Source organism: Candidatus Kinetoplastibacterium crithidii (ex Angomonas deanei ATCC 30255) (assembly GCF_000319225.1).
Lineage (GTDB): Bacteria > Pseudomonadota > Gammaproteobacteria > Burkholderiales > Burkholderiaceae_B > Kinetoplastidibacterium > Kinetoplastidibacterium crithidii_B.
This window is the reverse complement of record NC_019815.1, coordinates 698,474-723,874: the sequence shown is the minus strand read 5'-3', so window position 1 is coordinate 723,874 and position 25,401 is coordinate 698,474. Positions and strand designations below refer to the sequence as shown.

General features: G+C 31.4%; 20 protein-coding genes, 2 tRNA genes and 1 pseudogene. 11 read left to right on the top strand and 12 right to left on the bottom strand.

All coding sequences use genetic code 11. The features are described from left to right. Positions 1–48: 48 nt before the first annotated feature. Positions 49–1,128, bottom strand: a complete 1,080-nt coding sequence (locus CKCE_RS03445) for an Mrp/NBP35 family ATP-binding protein (RefSeq protein ID WP_015238929.1) — start codon at positions 1,126–1,128, stop codon at positions 49–51. 185 nt (positions 1,129–1,313) lie between these two features. Here CKCE_RS03445 and metG point away from each other — a divergent pair. From metG to thiS, 3 genes and pseudogenes are all read left to right on the top strand, one after another. After that, positions 1,314–3,384, top strand: a pseudogene (metG, locus tag CKCE_RS03440) (methionine--tRNA ligase). A gap of 66 nt (positions 3,385–3,450) precedes the next feature. Beyond that, positions 3,451–4,431, top strand: a complete 981-nt coding sequence (locus CKCE_RS03435) for a pyridoxal-phosphate dependent enzyme (protein ID WP_015238926.1) — start codon at positions 3,451–3,453, stop codon at positions 4,429–4,431. 32 nt (positions 4,432–4,463) lie between these two features. Further along, entirely contained in the window at positions 4,464–4,664 is a 201-nt protein-coding gene (gene thiS / locus CKCE_RS03430) for a sulfur carrier protein ThiS (protein WP_015389050.1), read from the top strand. Positions 4,665–4,680: 16 nt separating this feature from the next. Here the strand turns inward: thiS and ffh are convergent, their stop codons facing one another. Both ffh and htpG read right to left on the bottom strand, forming a co-directional pair. Further along, positions 4,681–6,075: a signal recognition particle protein gene (gene ffh, locus CKCE_RS03425; protein ID WP_015238924.1), complete on the bottom strand. Its 1,395-nt coding sequence runs from the start codon at positions 6,073–6,075 to the stop codon at positions 4,681–4,683. Between the two features lie 81 nt (positions 6,076–6,156). Then, complete coding sequence (gene htpG / locus CKCE_RS03420) at positions 6,157–8,055, bottom strand: molecular chaperone HtpG (protein ID WP_015238923.1); 1,899 nt, start codon at positions 8,053–8,055, stop codon at positions 6,157–6,159. Positions 8,056–8,164: 109 nt separating this feature from the next. Between htpG and CKCE_RS03415 the strand changes: the two genes are divergently transcribed. Next, positions 8,165–8,249, top strand: a tRNA-Leu gene (locus tag CKCE_RS03415). A 9-nt stretch (positions 8,250–8,258) separates the two neighbouring features. On the opposite strand, the gene CKCE_RS03410 is transcribed toward CKCE_RS03415, so the two are convergent. The 3 genes from CKCE_RS03410 to queC all read right to left on the bottom strand — a co-directional run bounded on the left by CKCE_RS03410 (position 8,259) and on the right by queC (position 12,030). Next, positions 8,259–9,341 carry an AI-2E family transporter gene (locus CKCE_RS03410; RefSeq protein ID WP_015389049.1) on the bottom strand — a complete coding sequence of 361 codons (1,083 nt, stop codon included), beginning with the start codon at positions 9,339–9,341 and terminating at the stop codon, positions 8,259–8,261. Between the two features lie 72 nt (positions 9,342–9,413). Continuing rightward, positions 9,414–11,273: a dihydroxy-acid dehydratase gene (gene ilvD, locus CKCE_RS03405; protein ID WP_015238921.1), complete on the bottom strand. Its 1,860-nt coding sequence runs from the start codon at positions 11,271–11,273 to the stop codon at positions 9,414–9,416. A gap of 55 nt (positions 11,274–11,328) precedes the next feature. Beyond that, entirely contained in the window at positions 11,329–12,030 is a 702-nt protein-coding gene (queC, locus tag CKCE_RS03400; RefSeq protein ID WP_015238920.1) for a 7-cyano-7-deazaguanine synthase QueC, read from the bottom strand. A gap of 147 nt (positions 12,031–12,177) precedes the next feature. Between queC and ppc the strand changes: the two genes are divergently transcribed. Continuing rightward, a complete protein-coding gene (ppc, locus tag CKCE_RS03395) occupies positions 12,178–15,009 on the top strand; it encodes a phosphoenolpyruvate carboxylase (RefSeq protein WP_015238919.1) in 2,832 nt (943 codons plus the stop codon). A gap of 105 nt (positions 15,010–15,114) precedes the next feature. Further along, positions 15,115–15,750, top strand: a complete 636-nt coding sequence (locus tag CKCE_RS03390) for a carbonic anhydrase (RefSeq protein WP_015238918.1) — start codon at positions 15,115–15,117, stop codon at positions 15,748–15,750. Between the two features lie 70 nt (positions 15,751–15,820). Here the strand turns inward: CKCE_RS03390 and grxD are convergent, their stop codons facing one another. From grxD to hemA, 4 genes are read right to left on the bottom strand one after another with little or no spacing between them, the layout of a single operon-like run. Next, a complete protein-coding gene (gene grxD / locus CKCE_RS03385) occupies positions 15,821–16,135 on the bottom strand; it encodes a Grx4 family monothiol glutaredoxin (RefSeq protein WP_015238917.1) in 315 nt (104 codons plus the stop codon). Between the two features lie 42 nt (positions 16,136–16,177). Continuing rightward, positions 16,178–16,975 carry a peptide chain release factor N(5)-glutamine methyltransferase gene (prmC, locus tag CKCE_RS03380; protein ID WP_225968702.1) on the bottom strand — a complete coding sequence of 266 codons (798 nt, stop codon included), beginning with the start codon at positions 16,973–16,975 and terminating at the stop codon, positions 16,178–16,180. 42 nt (positions 16,976–17,017) lie between these two features. After that, complete coding sequence (prfA, locus tag CKCE_RS03375; protein WP_015238915.1) at positions 17,018–18,094, bottom strand: peptide chain release factor 1; 1,077 nt, start codon at positions 18,092–18,094, stop codon at positions 17,018–17,020. Between the two features lie 38 nt (positions 18,095–18,132). After that, positions 18,133–19,395 carry a glutamyl-tRNA reductase gene (gene hemA, locus CKCE_RS03370; RefSeq protein WP_015238914.1) on the bottom strand — a complete coding sequence of 421 codons (1,263 nt, stop codon included), beginning with the start codon at positions 19,393–19,395 and terminating at the stop codon, positions 18,133–18,135. Between the two features lie 152 nt (positions 19,396–19,547). On the opposite strand from hemA, the gene CKCE_RS03365 reads away from it, so the two are divergent. The 4 genes from CKCE_RS03365 to CKCE_RS03350 all read left to right on the top strand — a co-directional run bounded on the left by CKCE_RS03365 (position 19,548) and on the right by CKCE_RS03350 (position 22,917). Continuing rightward, a tRNA-Phe gene (locus CKCE_RS03365) sits at positions 19,548–19,623 on the top strand. Positions 19,624–19,853: 230 nt separating this feature from the next. Then, the gene (gene argJ / locus CKCE_RS03360; RefSeq protein ID WP_015238913.1) at positions 19,854–21,077 is read left to right on the top strand and encodes a bifunctional glutamate N-acetyltransferase/amino-acid acetyltransferase ArgJ; all 1,224 of its coding nucleotides are present in this window, start codon (positions 19,854–19,856) and stop codon (positions 21,075–21,077) included. Positions 21,078–21,086: 9 nt separating this feature from the next. Next, positions 21,087–21,956, top strand: coding sequence for an ATP-binding protein (locus CKCE_RS03355; protein WP_015238912.1), 870 nt, complete (start codon positions 21,087–21,089; stop codon positions 21,954–21,956). Next, a complete protein-coding gene (locus tag CKCE_RS03350; RefSeq protein WP_015238911.1) occupies positions 21,946–22,917 on the top strand; it encodes a Nudix family hydrolase in 972 nt (323 codons plus the stop codon). The genes CKCE_RS03355 and CKCE_RS03350 overlap by 11 nt, the downstream gene beginning before the upstream one ends. Before the next feature lie 8 nt (positions 22,918–22,925). On the opposite strand, the gene zapD is transcribed toward CKCE_RS03350, so the two are convergent. Further along, a complete protein-coding gene (gene zapD / locus CKCE_RS03345; protein WP_015238910.1) occupies positions 22,926–23,675 on the bottom strand; it encodes a cell division protein ZapD in 750 nt (249 codons plus the stop codon). Between the two features lie 56 nt (positions 23,676–23,731). Further along, on the bottom strand, positions 23,732–24,334 hold the full coding sequence (coaE, locus tag CKCE_RS03340) for a dephospho-CoA kinase (protein ID WP_015238909.1): 603 nt from the start codon (positions 24,332–24,334) through the stop codon (positions 23,732–23,734). 260 nt (positions 24,335–24,594) lie between these two features. On the opposite strand from coaE, the gene CKCE_RS03335 reads away from it, so the two are divergent. Further along, the gene (locus tag CKCE_RS03335) at positions 24,595–25,398 is read left to right on the top strand and encodes a thiazole synthase (protein WP_015238908.1); all 804 of its coding nucleotides are present in this window, start codon (positions 24,595–24,597) and stop codon (positions 25,396–25,398) included. Positions 25,399–25,401 lie beyond the last annotated feature (3 nt).

Genomic DNA, 25,401 nt, shown 5'->3' with positions numbered 1-25,401 from the left:
AATTACAAATATATTGATTATAAAACGATTCATTTTATATTTTTACAATTATCTGGATACTATAGGTGGAAAAATATTCCTATCGTTCTTTGGCAAAAGAGCTATCTGCTTTGATAAATTAATAGACATATCTAAGTACTTATTAGCAATATTTGTTAATGGATTATTAAATATTAAAAATTCTCCAATATCAGACTGACTACGAATATAATTATCAAATGGCAACTCTCCTAGCAATGGCACATCATACTGTGCAGATATACGCTTGCCTCCACCACTGCCAAAAAGATTGCTGCCATTCATACAATGAGGACAGACATAAGAAGACATATTCTCTATAATTCCAAGTATTCTAGTTCCAACTTTCTTATACATCTTTATACAACGTCTGACGTCCATTAAAGATACATCTTGTGGTGTAGTAACTATAACTGTTCCTACAACAGGAACATTTTTTGCAAGACTAAGTGCAATATCACCAGTTCCTGGTGGCATATCTACGATCAGATAATCCAGGTCACACCATTTGGTTTTACTAACTAGCTGTTCGAATATTTTCGTAATCATTGGCCCACGTAATACAGCCGGTGAATCATAATCCAATAAAAAACCTAATGAATTTAATTGAATACCGTGCTTAATAATTGGAACCATTCTATCATGTTCAATAATTTCAGGTTGATCACTAACTCCCATAATTATAGGGATACTAGGACCATAAATATCAGCGTCAACTATACCTACTCTGGCTCCCAACAAATATAATGAATAGGCCAGATTAGCAGAAACAGTACTCTTTCCAACCCCTCCTTTTCCCGACACAACAGCAATAATATTCTTAACGCCTGTATATGATTTTAGTAAGTTGCTAGTTACATGTGTCATAACTTGCCATGTAATATTAATATATACTTTTAAAACACCTATGCTTTCAAGAGCATGAACGATCTTTTCCTTCATTAATACATCTATGGACTGATTTACTGGATAATTTAACTCCAAATTTATTATTACCAATCCTTCATTTACATCTATAAGAACCTTAGAATATTTATTTAAAATATCTATACCATTATGATCTTTTATACTATGTAATATGGCTCTAATTTGTTCTATAGTTGTACTCATTTAAAATAAACTCACAATTTCAAAAAAAAAATCATTATAATAAGAATAAATATCTATGATTAAGCAAACAAATATTTAACAATATAAAGGATATCTAATATAAAATATATTATCATCCATCATACATTAAGTATGAATGCTATTCATAGGCAATACAAGAAACACATCAAATTTATAATAATTATATGCAACGCACTCTCTTTGTTACCACTGCTTTACCTTATGCCAACGGCTCTTTGCATCTTGGACATATCATGGAATATATACAAGCTGACATATGGGTAAGATCTATGAGAATGTCTGGCCACAAGGTATATTTTATCGGAGCAGATGATGCTCATGGCGCACCTATTATGTTGAAAGCGGAAGCAGAAGGAATATCTCCAAGAGAACTAACAACTCGTTATTCATTGGAAAGACCATTATATTTGAATGGATTTTATGTAGATTTTGATTATTGGCACTCAACAGATTCAGAAGAAAATAAAGAACTAGCCATAGAAATATATAAACATCTTAAAGAAAATAATTTGATTGAACTACGAAGTATAAATCAATTCTATGATCCAGTAAAAAAAAATGTTCCTTGCTGATAGATATATAAAAGGAGAATGCCCCAAATGTCACTCTAAAGATCAATATGGCGATTCTTGTGAATCTTGTGGATCTACATATAAACCAACAGAGCTAATAAATCCTTATTCTTCTCTTACAAAAGCAACTCCAGTATTCAAATCTTCTGAACATTTATTTTTTAAATTATCTAGCAAGGAATGTGTTGATTTTTTAATAGAGTGGACTACAAGCAAGAATAAACAAGGAAAGAAAAAATTACAGGATCAAGTCTTCTCTAAAATACAAGAATGGTTAGGATCAGATCCTTCTAATGTAAATCTAAACGACTGGGATATTTCCAGAGATGCACCTTATTTTGGAATAGAAATACCAGATTTTCCAAAAAAATATTTTTACGTTTGGTTAGATGCTCCTATTGGCTATTTAGCTTCTATGAAAGCATTTTGTAAAAAAAGTAACATTGATTTTGATGAGATTTTAGATCCCAATAATAATGTAGAACAAATTCATTTTATTGGCAAAGACATAATATACTTTCACGCTCTTTTCTGGCCAGCTATGCTAAAATTTTCTGGAAGAAAAACACCTGATGAAATTAATGTTCATGGTTTTATCACTGTGAATGGAGAAAAAATGTCCAAGAGTCGTGGCACAGGAATCTCCCCATTATTATATTTAGAATTAGGCCTAAATCCAGAATGGCTAAGATATTATCTATCATCAAAATTAAACTCCAAAATAGAAGATATAGACTTTACTATTGATGATTTTATAAGAAAGATAAATAGCGATTTGATAGGTAAATATATTAACATTGCAAGTCGCACATGCCAATTAATAGCAAAATATCTTGGTGGCAAACTTAACTATTACGAAAAAGAAAAAGAGCTATCACAAGAATTATATTTGCGCACAGAAATAGTTAGAAAAAACTTAGAAGATCGTGAATACAGCAGAGCTATTAAAGAAATAATGTCCTATGCTGATTACACAAATCAGTGTTTTGATAATGAAAAACCTTGGGAAATTGCAAAAAAAATAGAGGATACTAATTGTAGTTATTATAAAAAATTACAATTTATTTGCTCTTGCACATTAGCTAGATTCAAAGCACTATCAATAATGTTAAGTCCTATATTGCCTAAAACATCTAAGAAAATATCTATTGATCTATTTGGCATGAAAAAAGATTTTGATTGGGCTGATATCCAAGAACTACCATTAACTATAAATAAATTTGAGCATCTGATGCAACGGGCAGAAAAAGAACAACTTATAAAATTATTTGAAAACACTCAATCTACAATTGAAAATATGGATCACAAACAAGAAAACCCATCTATTAACATAGAAGACTTTATGAAAATAGATCTAAGAGTAGCAAAAATTACTAAATGTGAAGAAGTAAAAAATTCTGAAAAACTACTACAATTAACACTAGATATAGGTAACAATGAACCTAGCAAAAATGTTTTTTCAGGGATAAAGTCCTCATATAAACCTGAAGAACTTGTTGGAAAACTAACTATTTTTGTTGCTAATCTGAAACCAAGGAAAATGAGATTTGGCATTTCAGAAGGAATGATTCTAGCTGCAAGCAATAAGGAAGAAACAGATAACAAAAAAATTTATCTCATAGAACCAGATAGCGGAGCCTTCCCTGGTATGAAAGTAAGCTAAATTTCCTAAAAACTTAGGAATGGACATTTAAAATGTACACATAAAAATATAACCTATTAAACAAACATGGAAAATAATCTTTCATTACCAAGTGCAGAAGATATTGTACTCGCATCTAAAAGAATTGCTGATTATGTTTGTAAAACACCAGTTTTAGTATCTCCAGATATTAACGATATATTTAATGCTGATTTTTTTTTCAAATGTGAAAACCTACAAATTACAGGAGCATTTAAATTTAGAGGGGCATTTAACGCTTTAGCAAATCTAAAAACTCAAGAAAAAAAACTAGGAGTTATTACTTTTTCATCCGGTAATCATGCACAAGCAATAGCAAAAGCATCTGAAATATTAGGTATCAAATCAACTATTCTTATGCCCACAGATGCTCCTAAAATTAAAATATACAATACCAAAAAATATAAAAACTGCAACATAATACTATACGATAGATATAATGATGATAGAGAACAAATATTAGACCAATTAGTAAAAAAAACTGGAGCCATCCCAATTTCTTCATATAATAATAATGATGTAATAGCTGGATCAGGAACAGTAGTAAAAGAACTATTCGAAGAAGTTCATAATTTAGATGCTGTATTTATGGGAGTAGGAGGTGGAGGTTTATTATCTGGATCATCATTATATATAAAAGAAAAAAATCCACTATGTGACGTATATGGCGTAGAACCTATCAATGCTAATGATGGACAAATATCATTAAAAACAGGGATTTTAACTAGAATAAGTACACCTCAAACTATAGCCGATGGAGCACAAACTCAATCTCTAGGAGAAAAAAATTTTTATATCATTCAGAAATATGTGAAAGATATTTTAACAGTAAGCGACTCACAACTAATAGAATCTATGTCTACACTAGCAAATAAACTAAAAATGATTGTAGAACCAACAGGTTGCTTAGGGTTTGCTGCCATACAAAACATCAAAAACGAAATTAAAAATAAAAGAATAGGAATAATAATTACTGGTGGCAATATAGATTTGATAAATTTTATACATCTGATACAATCAAACGTGTAAATTGCAACAATATATCTCAAATGGTATACAAAATGAAAATTCAACTTAACGGCAAAGAATTAAATATTCAAAATAATATTTCCATATTGGAGCTACTATCAAGCTTACAGCATGATAACAAAAAAATAGCAATAGAATTAAATAGCAATATCATACCAAAACATAAATACAATGAAACATTCTTAAAAAACGAAGATGTTGTGGAAATAGTATCAGCTATAGGTGGTGGTTAATATAGGAATTAACGCTCTACTTAAAAAAATTATTAACCCCTGTTATAGAACGAAAAATTTTACCAAAACCGTTCTTTTTAATTTTTTTAACTATCGACTGCATTTGATCTAACTGTTTAATTAAGTTATTAACATCTTGAACTGTTGTTCCTGATCCTTTGGATATCCTACGTTTCCTAGATGACTTTATTATGTCTGGTTTACTCCTTTCTAATAAAGTCATGGAATTAATGATGGCCTCTGTTTTGATAATCATTTTATCAGGATTGTTGCTTCCTAAAGCTCGACTAGGAATTTGTAGCCCTTCTGGCAGTTTATCTAACAAATCACTCATAGAACCAATTTTCTTCATTTGAGAAATTTGTTCATAAAAATCATTAAAATCAAATTTATCCTTAGATTTCAATAAATTTATCGTTCTATTATTATCATTAAAATCTATATTCTTTTGAGCTTGTTCAACTAGAGAAAGAATATCTCCCATACCTAGTATTCGACTAGCCATACGATCTGGATGAAATAATTCTAACCCATTTATTTTTTCTGATACACCAACAAGCTTCAATGGTCTTCCTGTGACTTTACTCACAGACAAGGCTACCCCACCTCTAGAATCACCATCTAACTTTGTTAAAATAATCCCAGTTATTGGAACAACTTCAGAAAATGCTTTGGCTGTATTTATAGCATCTTGCCCTTGCATAGAATCAACAATAAATAATGTTTCAATAGGACTAACTATTTTATGTAATGACTTTATTTCATTCATCATAAAATCATCTATGCCAAGACGACCAGCTGTATCAAAAATAACAATATCATAATAATGACGGCGAGAATAATCTAAAGCTTCAATAGCTATATCACATGGTTTTAAAGATGTTTTAACATCAAAAAAATCTACCTCTATCTGATTAGCTATAATATTTAATTGTTCTATTGCTGCTGGACGATATATATCAGTACTAACTAAGAGCACCTTTTTTTTACCTGTTAGTTTTCCATTTCTAACATGATGACCATTTTTAAACCAATATGCCAATTTTCCAGCGGTCGTAGTCTTTCCTACTCCCTGCAGACCAACCATAAGAATAATAGCAGGAGGTTTAGAATCCAAAGATATCTCTGTAGAATATTCTCCAAAATCCCCACCAATAGCTCTAACTAATTCTTTATGAACAATACTAACCAATACTTGCCCAGGATTTAAACTATCAACAACTTCAACACCAAGACACTTTTTCTTAATACTATCTATAAAATCTTTAACTACAACAAAAGAAACATCTGCCTCTAATAAAGCTATTCGTATTTCGCGTAACATATCGCTAGTATTCGTTTCAGTTAAACGAGCCTCTCCCTTTATTTTTTTTATAATTTTTGAAAATCGTTTAGTCAAATTATCTAGCATATATATTTATATAAAATCATGAACCAAGTAGTTAAAAAGAGTTGCAAATTATATTGCAAACTCTTTTTAAGACAATTTTTATTAGGTTTTTAAAAGAATACTATTTAAACATCTGACAAAAGCAACTGGGTCATTTAAATTGCCTCCACTAGTCAGGATTGCCTGATCAAGCAACAAATTTGACCATTGCTCAAAATCAGCATCATCTAAATCACTTAGTTTCTTAAAAAAATCATGATCTGGATTTACTTCCAAAATCAATTTAGAATCTGGCGGATTTTGTCCTGCAGCCTTCAAAATACGAACCATATGAGGACTTAGTTCATTTTTTTCTACAAGAATACATGCAGGAGAATCTATCAAACGAGAAGAAACCTTGACAGATTTAACGCGATCTTTCAACAAGTTTTCTATTTTCGTTATGATTGATTTTGAAGATTCTGATATCTCAGCAGGGTTCTTTATATCCACTTCACCACTAATTTTACTTACATCAAAACCTTCTTTTGCTATAGAAATAAGAGGCTTTCCATTAAAATCCCTCAAATGAGAGATCATCCATTCATCTATTCTATCAGGCAATAATAAAACCTCTATATTATTTTTGCGGAATATCTCCAAATGCGGACTGTTTTTAGCAGCCATTAAAGAATCAGCAGTAATATAATATATACCTTCTTGCTTCGAATCCATTCTAGATACGTATTCAGAAAGAGATGTATATTGACTATCATCTTCACCATAGGTTGAAACAAATCTTAACAATTTAGCAATTTTTTCCTGATTGGCAAAATCCTCTCCTATACCTTCTTTAAGAATCTGACCAAACTCATTCCAAAATATATTGTAATCTTCTGCCTTGTTTTTTGCTGCATCATCTAACAAACCTAATATTCGTTTAATGGATGCTTCTTTTATAGAAAATATATCTTTACTTTCTTGCAAAATTTCTCTAGAAACATTCAATTCAAGATCTGACGTGTCTATAATACCTCTCACAAAACGTAAATATCTTGGAAGCAATTGTTCTGAGTCATCCATAATAAATACACGCTTTATATACAGCTTAATACCATGACTACTATCTCTATCCCATATGTCTAATGGAGCATGTTTTGGAATGAAAAATAACTGTGTATATTCGCTACGACCCTCTATTTTATTATGAGTCCAAAACAATGGGTCTTCAAAATCATGGAATAAAACTTTATAAAACTCTTTATATTCACTTTCAATAATATCAGACTTTGGTCTTGCCCATAATGCATTAGATTTATTAACTATTTCTAGATCATTGGTTTGAATTTGTGTTTTTTTCTCATCGTCCCACTCTTCTTTAAACATGTATATAGGCAAAGATATATGGTCAGAATATTTATGCAAAATTTCTCTTAACCTCCAACCATTTAACAAATCAAATGAGTCTTCTTTTATATGTAGTTCAATATCAGTTCCATGTGTCTCACGATTTGACTCAGAGACAATGAACTCACCTAACCCATCAGATTCCCAACTAACAGAAAACTCTTTGCTTAATCCAGCTTTAAGAGTAGTCACTTTAACCTTATCTGCTATAATAAAAGAAGAATAAAACCCAACACCAAATTGACCAATTAATTGAGCATCTTTTTGTTTATCTCCACTTAAACTTTTAAAAAAATCTTTAGTGCCAGACTTTGCTATAGTCCCTAGATTATTAATAACTTCCTCTCTAGACATACCTATTCCATTATCAGAAATAGTGATGGTATGTTTATCTTTGTCATAAGAAACAATTATGCTAAATTTTGAATCTTTAGATAAAAGATCAGGATTGTCTAAAGATTCAAAACGCAACTTATCACATGCATCCGACGCATTAGAAACTAACTCTCTCAAAAATATTTCTTTATTACTGTATAGGGAATGTATCATCAAATGAAGCAATTGTTTTACTTCAGCTTGAAAACTCATTTTTTCAGATTGACTATTTTGGCTCATAATTAAGGAATAAGAATTAAATTAAAACAATTAAATTAAAAATATCATAATTTTAGTATGGAGATGATGCATAATTTTTCAAGAGCGTGTATAATTCATTATTGTTGTTGCCCAGGTGGTGAAATTGGTAGACGCAGGGGACTCAAAATCCCCCGCCGAGAGGCATGCCGGTTCGAGTCCGGCCCCGGGCACCAATATATTCTTTAATCATTATTGATTTTCTGATGTTGATTTTTGTTTCTAATGCTTGAAACCCATTCACGCCATATAGAAACTATCAATGCCATCAACACAGGGCCGATAAACAGTCCTATCAAACCAAGTGTTTTTAAACCTCCTACCAAACCAAAGAATGTTGGTAAAAAAGGTAGTTTTACTGGACCACCTACCAATTTAGGTCTAATGGTCTTGTCAACAATGAATAATTCTAAAGTGCCCCAAATAAATAAACCTATGGATGCAAACATTCTACCTGATGCTAATAAATATAATGAAACCATGGTAAATATAAAAGGAGCTCCACCAGGCACTAAAGCTAAAAAACATGTAATCAAACCCAAGGATACAAATGAAGGCACACCAGAAACCCAATAAGCAAATCCAAGAATTACTCCTTCGCCCATTGCAATAAGAGCCATTCCTGTCACTGTAGAACTTATCATTGCTGGAACTAAGCGTGATAATTGAATCCATCTATCAGGCAACATGCTTTTCCCAAGAACATCTATCTGAGATAAAATATTCTTACCATCTCTGTACACAAAAAACAGCGTAATCAACATAAAAAAAATTGATAACAATGAATGAAAAACATTTCCTGTAGCAGACAACAACATACGATATATATTACCAAGATGTTCTCCACTTATCATCTGTACTGTTTTGCCCAAAGCATATGACTCACCAAAATACAAATTCCAATAATCTGATAATTTATCTCCTAAAAGAGGTATAGAAGATATCCATATAGGAATTTCTATTCCATTTCTATTAGCTGTAATTGCCCATTTTATGAAAACACTTGCTTCATGAACTGTATAAGCAAATGCCCATGTAATAGGAATAACTAAAACCAATAAAAAAAACAATAAAGAAACAGAAGCAGCTAATGTATTCCTACCACCAAGCATATACAAAACACGATGGTAAATTGGCCAGCTAGCTAAACCAATAATCAAAGCTGCTAAAGAAGGCATTAAAAAACTTTTTATGAAATACAGTCCCGTTACTATAATCAATAATAATAACCAACGAACTATCAAAAATGGTGGCAATACTGGAGACATAAGGCAACTTAAAAAAATATAAATATTAGGCCTTACTTCCTTAAAGAAGTAAGGCTATTAACTTCAGAGTAATTAACACTTATCAAGTTTGGATATGTCTCGTACAGCACCACAATCAGCTGAAGTAGCAAGTAGAGCATATGCTTTCAATGCATTAGAAACAAAACGATCACGATTTAATGGTTTCCATGCCTTATCACCTTTTGCTAACATTGAGTTACGACGACGAATCAATTCTATATCAGTAATTAAAAGACTAATTTTTCTATTAGGTATATCTATAGATATATCATCCCCTTCTTCAATTAAAGCAATAGACCCTCCCTCAGCTGCCTCAGGAGAAGCATGTCCTATAACTAACCCAGATGATCCACCTGAAAACCTACCGTCAGTAAACAAGGCACATGTTTTACCTAATCCTTTTGATTTCAAGTAGGAAGTCGGATACAACATTTCCTGCATTCCTGGTCCTCCTTTAGGACCTTCGTATCGAATCACAACTATATCACCTGCTAAGATCTTATCTCCTAAAATTGCTTCCACTGCAGAATCTTGACTCTCAAAAACACGAGCTCTTCCTTGGAAAATTAATTGTGACTCATCAACACCAGCCGTTTTAACTATACAACCTTTTTCTGCTATATTGCCGTATAAAACAGCTAAACCACCATCTTTAGAATATGCATTTTCTAGATTACGTATACAACCTGAAACACGATCAATATCCAAATCATCAAAATAAGAATCTTGACTAAAAGCTTCAGTTGTTCTTATACCACCAGGAGCAGCTTTATAAAAAGTTTTTACTTCTTCAGAAGGAGAATCTGCTAGATCCCATTTTTTTATAACATCACCTAATGTTCCACCATTTATATTAACTGTGGAGAGATCTAATAGATTTGCTCTGGAAAGCTCCCCTAATATTCCCATAACACCGCCAGCTCTATGTACATCTTCTATGTGATATTTGCTAGTAGCAGGTGCAGATTTACATAAACATGGAACTTTTCTAGATATCCTGTCTATGTCAACCATTGTGAAGTTAACACCAGCTTCCCTTGCTGCAGCCAATAAATGTAGCACTGTATTGGTAGATCCACCCATAGCAACATCTAGAGCCATAGCATTTTCAAAAGATTCTTTGGTTGCTATACTCCTTGGTAAAACAGAATAATCTTCTTTCTTATAATAACGATCACATAAATCGACAATTAAACGACCAGCTGACTTAAATAATTCTCTTCGTTTAGCATGTGTAGCCAATAATGTTCCATTTCCAGGTAACGCCAATCCAATCACTTCTGTTAAGCAATTCATAGAATTAGCTGTAAACATACCAGAACAAGAACCACAAGTTTGACAGGCAGATCTCTCTGTTTCTTCTACAACCTCATCACTGATATTAGAATCACCAGCAACTATCATGGCATCAACAAGGTCTATTTTAGATATAACATTATTTACAACGGAAACAATTTTACCTGCTTCCATAGGACCACCAGAAACAAAAACAGTAGGAATATTTAACCTCATAGAAGCCATCAACATTCCAGGTGTAATTTTATCGCAATTTGAAATGCATACCATCGCATCAGCACAATGAGCATTTACAACATATTCCACAGAATCAGCTATTAATTCTCTAGAAGGTAATGAATACAACATCCCTCCATGACCCATAGCAATTCCATCATCTATAGCGATAGTGTTAAACTCTTTAGCAACACCACCACTTGATTCAATTTCTTTTGCGACCAACATACCTAAATTGCGCAAATGAACATGACCTGGCACAAACTGTGAAAAAGAATTTACAACAGCAATAATTGGTTTTCCAAAATCGCTATCTTTCATCCCAGTAGCTCGCCATAAAGCGCGTGCACCGGCCATATTGCGACCATAAGTAGAAGTACGTGAACGATAATGTGGCATGACTCAAACCTATAATATATTTACATTAAAAAAATAAACAAACTGTTACTTGGAATTATTCTACATTAATCCACGATTCCCAACCACTTTTACGTAAAATACATGATGGACAATTTCCGCAACCATATCCCCAACCGTTTAATTTAGAACGATCTCCAATATAACAAGTATGAGTATCTTTAATAATAATATCTATGAGTTTATGACCACCTATATCTTTTGCAAAAGCCCATACCTGACTCTTATTCTTCCACATTAAAGGGGTTTCTAAAATAAAATCTTTACCAAAACCAAGACTCAGTGCCACCTGTTGTGATTTAATACTATTATCTCTACAATCAGGATAACCAGAAAAGTCTGTCTGTCCCATGCCTCCGACTATTGTTTCAATTCCTATTTTATACCCTAGTGTCGCAGCCAAATTAAAAAACAATAAATTTCTTCCTGGCACAAAAGTATTTGGCATTCCATTATTTGTCTCAATACTAGTATTACTAGTTAATGATGTTTCCAAAAATTTTTTTATGAAATCTATTTCAACTAAATAACCACTACCTAGTTTCTTATCCCATGCTGGGAATGATGATCTAATAGACTCTAATACTTTTGATCTAGCAATCAGCTCAACATTATGACGCTGACCATAATCAAATGAAATAGTTTCGACTTCATCATAAACATCTAGAGCCCAGGCTAAACAAGTAGTAGAATCTTGACCTCCTGAAAACAATACTAATGCCTTATTACTTACTTTCATTATCAGTTACCTTTTATATGTAATAACTTATATCTATTTTCATTATTTGTATATTTTTTAAAACTAAAAACACTTATACTTGTACTATCAAACAATAAGAAAAAACAAGTATTTTATTTATTAAACAACCAAAGACACCGTTAAAAAATGTACTCTGAAGAATCTCGAAAATCACATCTACACTCTGAAATAAGATTATTAGGAAAAATCCTAGGAAATGTTATACAAGAATGTGAAGGCAAAAGACTTTTTAACACAATAGAAACCATAAGAAAAGTTGCTATCAATATAGAAGAAAATAGTGAAATTCTTAATAATGAAAAATTAGAAAAGCTAATCAATGAATTAGATAGTAATGACACCAACTATGTTGCTAGAGCTTTTGGGTTTTTACTACAATTATTAAATATATCTGAGGATTTAGATCAAAATCGTAGGCAAAAAGAAATAGATGCTTCTTCGGAAACAATGCAGAGAGGAAGTTTAAAAGATATTGTACAAAAACTAATAATTAATAATGTAACGTCATCGGAAATTTCTGAAATATTAGAATCTTCTTGCATAATGCCTGTACTTACAGCCCATCCAACAGAAATACAACGCAGAAGTATCCTAGATTCACACTGGAATATTGCAGATAAGCTATCTCAGCGTTATCTGGCCCAAACAAATGATGAGAAAAATGATATAGATTATGAGCTTACTGGTTATATTTCAATGCTCTGGCAAACTAGAATGCTTCGGTATTCACGTCTAACAGTGATAGATGAGATAGAGAATGCCTTGTCTTATTACAAAAGCACTTTCTTATTTGCAATACCAAAACTATACAATGAATTAATAAATATTATTAACCAAAAATACAACAAAGCAGTTCTACCTGATTCCATTAATCCTTTTCTAAGAATGGGTAGTTGGATAGGTGGAGATAGAGATGGAAATCCTTATGTAGATGAAAAAACATTAAAACAAGCAGCAATAAAACAATCTACTGTTATTCTTGAACATTACTTAAAAGAGATATATGCATTAAAAAAAGAATTATCCATAAGTTCACTCTTGATAAAAGTAGATGATGAACTTTTGTTTCTTGCCAATAGAAGCGGAGATGAATCTAGTCATCTGATAGATGAACCTTATCGTCGTGCATTAATAGGAATTTACTCAAGATTAGCTTCCACTTCAAAAAAACTAATTGGATTAAATCTTGCTAGAAGAGATACTATACAAGCCCATCCTTATTCTAACCATGAAGAGTTTTATAAAGATCTAACTATCATTCATAAATCACTTGTTCATAACCATGGAAAAACAATTAGTGCTCTAAGATTAAAAAAATTACGTCAGTCTGTCAGAGTCTTTGGCTTCCATCTAAGCACTATAGATTTGAGACAGAATTCAGATGTGCACGAAAGAGTTCTTGAAGAACTCCTTCAAAAAGCTGGTGTATATCTAGAAGGTAAAAATAAGTACTCAGAACTAGACGAAGATTTAAAAGTAGAGCTTCTCATAAAAGAATTAAATCAAGGAAGACCTCTCCTATCTCCATGGATAAATTATAGTGAAGAAACAAACAAAGAACTAAATATTTTGAAAACAGCTGCTGAAATTAGATCTTTATTCGGGAAGCAATCTATACAACACTCTATAGTATCTCATACAGAAACACTAAGTGATCTATTGGAAGTTTTATTGTTACAAAAAGAAACTGGGTTAATACCACCTATATTTAGTGATACTGAACAGGACAATGGGTTAATGATTGTCCCTTTATTTGAAACGATAAACGACCTGCAAAACAGCTCTAAAATTATGGCTGCATGGCTAGATATTCCAGAAATAAAAACAAGAATTACTAATGCACAACACAATACTCAAGAAGTAATGTTAGGATACTCTGATAGTAATAAAGATGGAGGATATTTAACATCAAACTGGTCTTTATATCAAGCAGAAAGATCATTAGTTAACGTATTTAATGCTAGAGGCATAAAACTTAGGCTATTCCATGGACGAGGAGGATCAGTTGGACGTGGAGGTGGATCTAGTTTTGACGCCATAATGTCTCAACCTCCAGGAACGGTATCAGGTCAAATTAGATTGACAGAACAAGGAGAAGTTATTCAAGGAAAATATAACAATGCAGAAGTAGGAAAATGGCATTTGGAACTACTAACCTCTGCAACTCTAGAATCAAGTTTATGTATAGATAGAAAGATTGCCTCTCAAGAAGATTTGCATATCAAACAATTTGGCGACGTTATGTCAAGTATGTCTGAATATGCACAAAGACTATATTGTGATTTAGTTTATTTAAATCCAGGCTTCTCAGAATATTTCTTTTCCTCAACTCCAATAAATGAAATATCAGCTCTTAATATAGGATCAAGACCTTCTTCTCGTAGCAAAAATCAAAATATAGAGGACTTAAGAGCAATACCTTGGAGTTTTTCCTGGGCTCAATGTCGACTAATGATACCTAGCTGGTATGGAATAGGATCTGCTATAGAGCATTATATAGAGTTTGGTAACAAGTCAACAACAAAGTCTAAACAAGAAAGACTTGACCAGTTAAGGGCCATGACTAAAGAATGGCCTGCATTCAAGACATTATTATCTAACATGGAAATGGTATTAGTAAAATCTAATATTAAAATCGCTTCTTGCTACTCAAAACTAGTTAAAAATGAATTTTTAAGAAGCAGCATATTTAATAATATAAGCACGGAACATGATAAAACAATAAAAATGCTTCAACTACTGACACAAAGAGATCTATTAGAAGATAATCCTACTTTGCTATCTAGACTAAATGATAGATTCGTATATATTGACCCATTAAACTATCTACAAATTGAATTAATTAAACGATATAGATCACAACAAGATTACCTATCAATTAATGAAATAGAAAAAATACAACGAGCTATACACTTAACTATTAATGGAATAGCTGCAGGATTAAGAAATTCTGGATAATAACTTCTTATTACTCGACAAATAAATACAACAGTTTATAATTGTTCTCATTATAAACTGTTGTATAAAACCTTATAACGCACAAAAAACTAAATCTAAGTGAATATGTTTCCTAAAAGACTATTAGATGGCTATTTCTCCTTTAGAAATGGAAAGTTAGCTAGTGAAAAAACTAGATACAAAGAGCTAGCAACCTCTGGTCAAAATCCAGAAATAATGATTATAGGATGTTGTGATTCAAGAGTGTCTCCTGAATTAATCTTCGACTCAAAACCAGGCGAAATGTTTGTAGTTCGTAATGTTGCCAACCTAGTCCCTCCTTATGATAAAGATCCTAATTCTTCTTATCATGGAACTAGTGCAGCTATAGAATTCGCTGTAAGCGCTCTAAATATAAAACATATAGTAGTATTAGGTCATGAATCATGTGGCGGAATAAAATCTTTCATAGAAAACAAAAAACCTCTAAGCACTGTAGACTTTATAGGCAAATGGATGTCCCAAATTGCCCCAGTATCTTCTTCACTAAATATAAACAACCAATACAATAAAGAAAATAGCAAAAAATTAGAGCTTGGGGTGATATCACATAGCATTAATAATTTACTAACATTTCCTTCTATAAAGGCAAAAATAAATAATGGGTCATTAGCAATACATGGAGCATACTTCTTAATATCTACTGGTGATCTACTAGTAAAAAACTATAAAACTGATGTCTTTGACATTAGAATTGGATAATTAGCTTTATAAAATAATAATGTATTAGATTTGAAATCTAATACAAAAATAGTAAATAAATTGTATTAGTTTACTTCTTATTAAGAAGATTCTTTAACTCACCAGTTTCATAGAGCTCAGACATAATATCAACACCTCCTATGAATTCACCATCTATATACAATTGGGGTATTGTTGGCCAATTAGAATAATCTTTGATAGCTTGACGTAGATCTTCATCTTCTAAAACATTAACAGTAAAAATATCAGATATGCCACAATCAAACAATATTCTTACCGCTTTGCCTGAAAAGCCACAAAGAGGAAATTTGCTTGTTCCTTTCATAAATAAAACTACGTGATTACTACTAATTATGTCCTCTATAATTTTCTCAATACTTTTCATAAAAATACCTGTCAATTAAAAATAATAAATTCTTTAAAGATACTATACAAAACCACCTGTTACTCTTTCAATACCTGATAAATCATTCAAACTATAAACATTTTTAAACCCTGATGACTTCATTATATTCTTTACACTAAAAGCTTGATCCCAGGAATGTTCTATCCATAAAGAAGCTCCTTCTTTCATATATGCTGGAGAGGTTTCTATTATTTTACGAATACTTTCCAACCCATCGATAGATTCATCTGTTAAAGCAGATCTTGGTTCATAAATTAAAGAGTCCATTCTAAGATGTTTATCTTCTCTGGAAATATATGGAGGATTGGCTAATAAAAGATCAAACTTTTCTTTTGGATTAATAGATTTAAACCAATCGCTTTGTATAAGTTCAACTGTAGCACCCAAAACAGTAGCATTATGACGAGCTACTTCCAAAGCTTGAGAACTCAGATCGCAACCAACAACGCTAACATCAGGTCTAGTTAGGGCAATTGATAACCCTATAGAGCCACAGCCAATACCTAGATCTATAACCCTAGGGCTTATTAGATATTTATGTCTTAGTAATTTCAAGCCATGCTCAACTAATAATTCTGTTTCTGGTCTGGGTATTAAAACATTTTTATTAACCATGAACATATGGCTCATAAATTCTTTATAGCCTACAATATAAGCTATAGGTTCACCACTTAATCTTCTTTGATTTAATTCCATATACATATCTACAAGCTCATCAGATAAAATTTCATCATCATGAGCAAGAATCCATGATCTAGATTTCTGCAGTATCATTTCGAGTAAAATCATAGCTTCTAATCTAGAAATTCTACTGTCCATTATTAAATTCTTAATAGAAACCACGAATATATACCTATAAAACTACAAACTAATATTAGCCAACTGTTCTGCTTGGTATTCTGCTAATAAACTTTCTATTATTTCGTCCATGTCACCATCCATAATCTGTGATAATTTATATAACGTCAGATTAATCCTATGATCAGTGACTCTACTTTGAGGATAGTTATAAGTTCTTATACGTTCTGATCTATCTCCAGAGCCTACTAAGCTTTTTCTTTCAGCAGCCTCTTTATTTTGCAAATCTCTTATTTCTTTATCTTTTAACCTTGCAGCTAATACGCGCATAGCTTTCTCTTTATTGCGATGCTGTGATCTATCATCCTGGCATTCTACAACAATACCAGTAGGCAAATGAGTAATTCTAACAGCAGAGTCTGTTTTATTAATATGTTGCCCACCAGCTCCACTAGCTCTAAAAGTATCGATTCTTATATCATTATTATTTATCACAATATCACTAACCGTATCCGCCTCTAGCATAACTGCAACGGTACATGCAGAAGTATGTATTCTACCTTGGGTTTCTGTATCAGGAACCCTCTGCACTCTATGTCCCCCAGATTCGAACCTTAAATTAGCATAAGCAGAACGACCATCAATTCGAATAATAACTTCTTTATATCCTCCAAAATCTGATAAACTTTCAGAAATTAAATCAGTCTTCCAACCTTTACGCTCTGCATAACGAATATACATTCTCAATAAATCAGCGGAAAATAAAGTGCTTTCATCACCACCAGTTCCTGCCCTTATTTCTAAGAAAAAACTACGATCGTCATTAGGATCTTTTGGTAGTAATAAAATATGTAATGCACTTTCTAATTTTTCTAAAATTTGCTTATTTGATTTAATTTCCTCTTCTGCCAGATTCTTTAGTTCTGGATCAGAAATCATTTCATATGCTTCAGAAATATAGTTTTCAATAGAAACTAACTCAGAAAACTTTTCAACAACAGGTGCTATTTCTGACCTTTCACAAGACAACTTACGAAAGTCATCAATATTACTAAATACACTTGACTCAGCAAGCATAAGATCAATTTCTTTTAAACGATCAGATAATTCTTCCAATCTTTTACGCATCGATTGCTTCATGAAAATTACACTACAAAAATACTTTTATATTAAACAAATTATTTATCTTGACTATCTATTACTTTAGACAAATACCCATGGATATGTGAAAAATCTTTTTCTTCACTATTTTTCATAGCATTTATTAACCCATGCAAAAACTTCTTAGTTAGCCTATGAGCCATAACACTTATGACATATTCTTTATTAAAATTCTTACTAATCATGCTATTAGCTCTTTCTATTTCTAGCAGCTTAATATTTTCGATTTTATTAATAAGATTAGTTATTGTTAAGGTCAAATCTCTTTGATGAGCCCATTTCATAAATATCTTTACTTTTGCCAATATAATATTATCAGCTTTTGGAATAGAAGCTCTTCTAGCGTCCAAACCTTGTTTAATAATACTTGCTAAATCATCAATTGAGTACAATTTAACATTGTTCAGATTACCTATTACCGGATCTATATCTCTAGGAACTGCCAAATCTATCATTAATTTATTTGTACTATAAGATAGCTTTTCAGCATATGAGTTATCAATGATAAAATCATTACTTGCAGTACATGAAATAATAATATCAAAATCTGATATATCATCATATATTTGTTCAAATGGGATAAAATCAATAGAAAACTTATCAGCAAGATTTTTAGATTTTGCTAAAGTTCTATTTGATATTACTAATCCTCCAAAATTTACAGAACTAAAATGTTTTATACAAAGTTCTATCATCTCTCCTGCACCAATAAACAAAACTTTGGCATTTTGTATTCCATTATTCATTACAATACTAGATAATTTTAAACATGAAGAAGCAATAGAAATAGAATTTCTACCTATATCAGTTTGAGTACGCACAGTTTTAGCTACAGAGAAAGCATCCTGAAACAAACGATGAAAGAAAAAACCTACGCCTTTAGCTTCTTTAGCAATTAGCACTGCTTTTTTCATTTGGCCAAGAATTTCTGGCTCTCCCAAGACCATTGAATCTAAGCCACTAGATACTCTAAAAATATGATATACAGCGTCAAAATCAATGTAATGGTAGCTATGCTTTCTAAAAACATCTGGATTAATACTGCCTGTTTTTGCAAACCATAAAAATAATTTATCAAGCATTTTAGGATTAGCAATACAATACAATTCTGTACGATTACATGTTGATAGAATCACTGCCTCATTAATTACATCTCCATCTAATACTGGCAAATTAGACAATAATTTTCTTATGACATCAACTGACAAGCTCATTTGTTCACGAATTTCGAGAGGAGCTGACGTATGATTCAAGCCAATAACAATAGGAACTATTATCATTTGTAAAATTTTAGTGTTAAAAAAGCAACATTTATTATTTTAGAATCATCATAGATTCAATACATTGCAAGATATATGATGAACTAACAACTGATTATTTGCAATTGGTATTGTTATATTACATTTTTTTATATATAGTTACTAGATTATAAGGCCCGGTAGCTCAGTCGGTAGAGCAGAGGACTGAAAATCCTTGTGTCGGTGGTTCGATTCCGCCCCAGGCCACCATTTTTTTAAATCGAATCTTGAATTTCTTTAATCTACATATTTAATCATTCCACAAGATTAAACAGTAAATTGTTTCTTTATTAATAATTTATGTTACTAATCATATCTATAATTTTATATATACTCATAATCACTTTAGTTCTACAAAAAAGTTATCTTAGTAATCAATTAATAAGTGCTACTTAATCAACAAAAAATTTACATTCTTACCTATATTGGAGTTTAGTGATATGGCTGTCAATTTAAATATTCCAGATGACAATAAAATTTTTCCAATCAATGGAATAGAAATAGCAATTGGAGAAGCTGGCGTAAAAAAAAATAACAAAAAAGATCTTACAATATTTAAATTATCGTCAGGAACTAATGTAGCTGGAATATTTACAAAGAATTTATTTAAAGCAGCTCCAGTTATAATTTCTGAAAAAAATTTAGCAAACCAAAAACAAATAAAAACATTAATCATCAATACTGGCAATGCAAATGCAGGAACTGGCTCTAAAGGAATAGAGAAAGCACAAAAAATATGTACTGAGCTTGGAAAACAGTTACAAATAGATTCACAGGAAATACTTACTTTCTCAACAGGAGTAGTAATGGAACAACTTCCTGAAGATAAAATAATAAATGCCTTGCCTAGAACTTTGGATGGTCTTGGCAAATATACATGGAAAGATGCTGCTTATAGCATAATGACAACTGATACGAAACCAAAAATATTTTCTGAAAAATTAGATATTAGCGGAAAAGAAATAACAGTTACAGGAATAAGCAAAGGGGCTGGAATGATTTGCCCTAATATGGCAACAATGCTAGGTTTTATTGGAACAGATGTTCAAATAGAGCAATCGTTATTAAATAAAATGATTAAAGAAATTGCAGATTTTTCTTTTAATCGCATTACAGTAGATGGTGATACTTCAACAAATGATTCTTTCATAATCATGTGCACGGGTAAATCAGGCCTAGACATTAGGAATGAAAATGATCCTAACTATAAAAAGGTTTTTGAATTATTAAAGAAAGCTTCGATAGATTTAGCTCAAAAAATTGTTAGAGATGCTGAAGGAGCAACGAAATTCATCACTATAAATGTAGAAAAAGCGACCAATTCACAAGAAGCACTTAAAGTAGCATATTCTGTTGCTCATTCTCCTCTTGTCAAAACAGCTTTTTATGCATCTGATCCTAATATAGGACGCATTCTGGTCGCCGTTGGATACTCAGATGTAAAAATATCAACTAATAATTTATTCATATGGCTTAATGATGTTCTTATTGTTAAAAATGGAGAAATAAATCCAGATTACATAGAATCTGATGGACAACAAGTCTTGCAACAAAAAGAAATAATCATAAGAATATCGCTTAACCAAGGAAAAACTAACGAAACTATTTATACTTGTGATTTTTCCCATGAATACGTAACAATAAATGCAGATTACCGTTCTTAGCGAGAAAATATGAAAACTAATAACATTAATGAATTATATTCTTTAGCTGAAAAAGTACTACTTCAAATCCATAATTGGCTTCCTCCTGTACCAAAAGAAGTAGATTGGAATGCTATTGCATTTAAATGGAGAAAATTAGGTCCTAAAGGCTATTTGCACTCTATATGTAATTTTTCAAAAATAAGCCTAGATGATTTATCTCATATAGAAAGACAAAAAAATATTATAGATGATAATACTTATCAATTTGTAAATGGTCGTCCTGCTAACAATGTATTGATGACAGGAGCTCGAGGAACAGGAAAAAGTTCATTAGTTCGATCAATGCTCGACAAATATAGCAAAAAAAATTTAAGATTAGTTGAAATTGACAAATCAGATTTAGGAGACCTATTTGATGTAGTAGAAATATTAAATAACAGACCAGAAAAATTTATTATTTTTTGTGATGACCTATCTTTTGAAGAAGGAGAAATTGGGTACAAAGCACTTAAATCATTTCTAGACGGATCAATTTTATCTACTGGAAATAATATCCTAATATATGCCACTTCAAATAGAAGACATTTAATTCCTGAATATTTTAAAGAAAATTTACAAAACACTCATGATATTAATGGAGAAATTCATCCTGGAGAAACTATAGAAGAAAAAACATCTCTTTCTGAAAGATTTGGAATTTGGATCTCATTCTATAATTTCACTCAAGATACCTACTTAGATATAGTTCAATATTGGATAAACAAAATTGGAACACAAAAAATAGAACAAAATGCATTTCGTTTAGAAGCCTTACAATGGGCATTAGAAAGAGGATCGCGTTCTGGAAGAATAGCAAACCAATTTGCACGTCATTGGGTATCAAAAAATGGCAAATAATATAACTATAAAAGTATCTATAGGAATCATATTAAATGAAAATAATGAAATTTTGCTAGAACAACGACCTAAGAATGAATCATATCCATTCTATTGGGGGTTCCCTGGCGGGAAAGTGGAAAAAAATGAGTTACCAAATGATACCTTAAATAGGGAACTTAAAGAAGAGTTAGATATAGATATAATAAAAGCTTATCCATGGGTAAATCATATCTTCTATAAACAAAATATAAAATATCACTTATTATTTTACAGAGTAATCCAGTGGCAAGGAAATATATATGGAAAAGAAAAACAAAATCTACAATGGGTAAATATAAATCAAATCAACAAAATTGATAATTTACTTCCAAGTACTTTCTACCCAATAAGATGGCTCAAAATACCCAATACATATGGAATAACTTCAATTCAGAATGAAAAAAACATTGAATCATTCTTAATTAGACTAGATCAGGCTCTTAGTAAAGGTCTATCTCTTATTCAATTTAGAGAACCAGATTGGCCAGATGGAATATCATCAAAATCTTTATACAAAGCAATGAATTTAGTGTTAGATATGTGTAAAAAACACAATGCAAGGTTATTAATAAACAGCTCCCATCCAGAATCATGGTGGAGAGAAGCAAATGGATTACATTTACGCTCCACAGATATGGAGAGTTTCCACTATAAATCTAATAAAAACAGATCTAATTTCTTAACTGCTGTATCAACACATAATAGCAATGATTTAGAATTTGCTTTTAATAAGTTGAACGCAGATTTTGCTGTCCTTGGTCCCGTAAATAATACACTAACACACCCTGGTGAATTAGGAATGGGATGGAGTAACTTTCAAAAATTAGTTAAAGAAGCAAAATTACCAGTATTTTCTCTAGGTGGTCAATCAGAAAAGTGTAGAGAACTAGCATACCAACATGGAGCTCATGGAATAGCAGGAATCAGGTCTTTTATATAAAAAATAATCTATTTACATAAAGCCATTTCAAATAAAATATTTTCTTTCACATACTTAGATTTAAAATTTGCATCTTGAAGAGAAAATCTTATCCAAATCATATGTTTATTAGCACTTATTTCTGGAAAAACCCCAGACCTTTTATCAATACCAACTCTTAATAGCTGATAAATTTTCCCACCTAACATTTGTCGATATCCTTCCTTTTCAGCCAAACATTCTGAAAACTCTCCTGACTCTCTTAACAAATCAAGAACTATTTTTAAAGCATCAAATAAAGGACTAATATGAGAGAACCAAGACAACAAATCATGTTTTCTTTCTTCATCTGGTTTATGTTGCCAAAAGTGATATGAAGGCATATCAGACTGTGCTGCACATCCATAAACCAGAAGTTTACTTCTCACACTATTTAACCATTCATTATCTCTCAAAATGTTACCAGGTCTACCTGATGTCGCTAATCTAGAACTAATATTTTCTATCTCAGTCAGTGCATCTTCTAGGGCTTTTTGATTAACTGCATTATGTTCACGAAAACGCAAAAGAGATAAGCGTTGTTTCTCTAAATCTTGTAAAACGGCCCCTTTAACATCTGACCGTTCAATAAGATCAATGATATCAAAAAATGAAGATACTGCTAATTGATGCAATCTAATATCATTACTATTTATCGCAAAAAGCAATCTATCAAACAAATATTCCAAGCGCAAATATGCTCGAATATGCTCATTAAAAGGATGTTCAAAAAAAATCACGTTATATAAAAATCCAATTATAAAGTTAAAATTTCTTACAATAAAAACACCGAACATTATTGGGACAATAAACACCAATTTTTATGTTTAATTACAACCTGCCTATATAACTCATCAGCAGAAACATCATTGCCATTATAAATGACATCATCTGCATACTTTAAACGCATAGACCTAGTTGACTGAGATTGAATTATCTTCATAATTAAATCTACTTTAATAAAGTCACGGTCTTTAACCCGTTTTATTTGATCACAAATATTGCAATCAACCACACATATACGATCAACCTTATTCATCCAGTCTTTTGATTCAGTTAATAAAGGAACAACAAAAACCACATAACTTCCATAAAAGTTGGCTGCTTGTATAAAAGCATACTCCATAATTAAAGGATGTAAAATATTCTCAAGTTTTATTTTTTCTGAATAATCTAAGAAAATCCTATTCCTCATCCATATTCTATTTAAAGAACCTTTATCATCTATAGCTTCAGAACCGAATGCTGTCCTAATACATTGAATAGCCTTACCATCAACACTCGTTAAGTCTCTAGCTATTTCATCGGTATCTATAATAAAAACCCCCATTTGTTTTAAATAATTAGAAACGAGAGTTTTACCAGACCCAATACCACCAGTTAGACCAATTTTAAACACAAAATAAATACTCCTCCTAATCTATAAAATATGACCTCTAAATAACGACAAATAATAAAATAAAGTAACTTCATTAAACTAAAGAGCAATTCACATATATCACAAATAGGTGTAACATTATAGTAATCTTGTAAATAAATTTGTTATATGAAAATATTGGTAGTCTAAATCATCAATAGCATAGGAATCTTATAATGAGCTATTATAAATCATCCAATAAACTATATAACCTTATTAATGCATAAATTCTGGAAATTAATATGAATCATAAAGATATCTTCTATATTGCTGATAGAAAATTCACATCTAGACTACTTGTAGGTACTGGTAAATATAAAGATTTTGAACAAACTAAACAAGCAATAATCGCAAGTGGGGCTGAAATTGTAACTGTAGCAATTAGAAGAACTAATATTGGTCAAAATAAAGAATCTCCTAATCTATTAGATTTCATACCTACATCTGAATTTACATTATTACCTAACACAGCAGGATGTTATAACTCAGAAGATGCAATTAGAACCTTGAGATTAGCTAGGGAATTACTTAATGGTCACAACCTAGTAAAACTAGAAGTGCTAGGAAATGAAAAAACATTATTCCCAAATATGCCTGAAACAATTAAGGCTGCTGAAATTTTAGTCAAGGAAGGATTTCAAGTAATGGCATACTGCACTGATGATCCAATACAATGTCGAATTTTAGAAGATATAGGTGTTGTTGCAGTCATGCCACTAGCGTCCCTTATAGGATCTGGAATGGGAATACTAAATCCATGGAATTTAAAATTAGTTATTGATAATGTCAAAATACCAGTATTAGTAGATGCTGGAGTTGGAACAGCTTCAGATGCATCTATTGCTATGGAGTTGGGATGTGATGGAGTATTAATGAATACTGCTATAGCATGTGCTGGTAATCCTGTTTTGATGGCTAGCGCAATGAAAAAATCAGTAGAATCTGGTAGAGAAGCTTTCCTAGCAAAACGTATGCCTAAAAAAACGTATGAAAGTTCTCCCAGCTCTCCTCGCGAAGGATTAATTCATACTAGTAAAAACAACTAACTT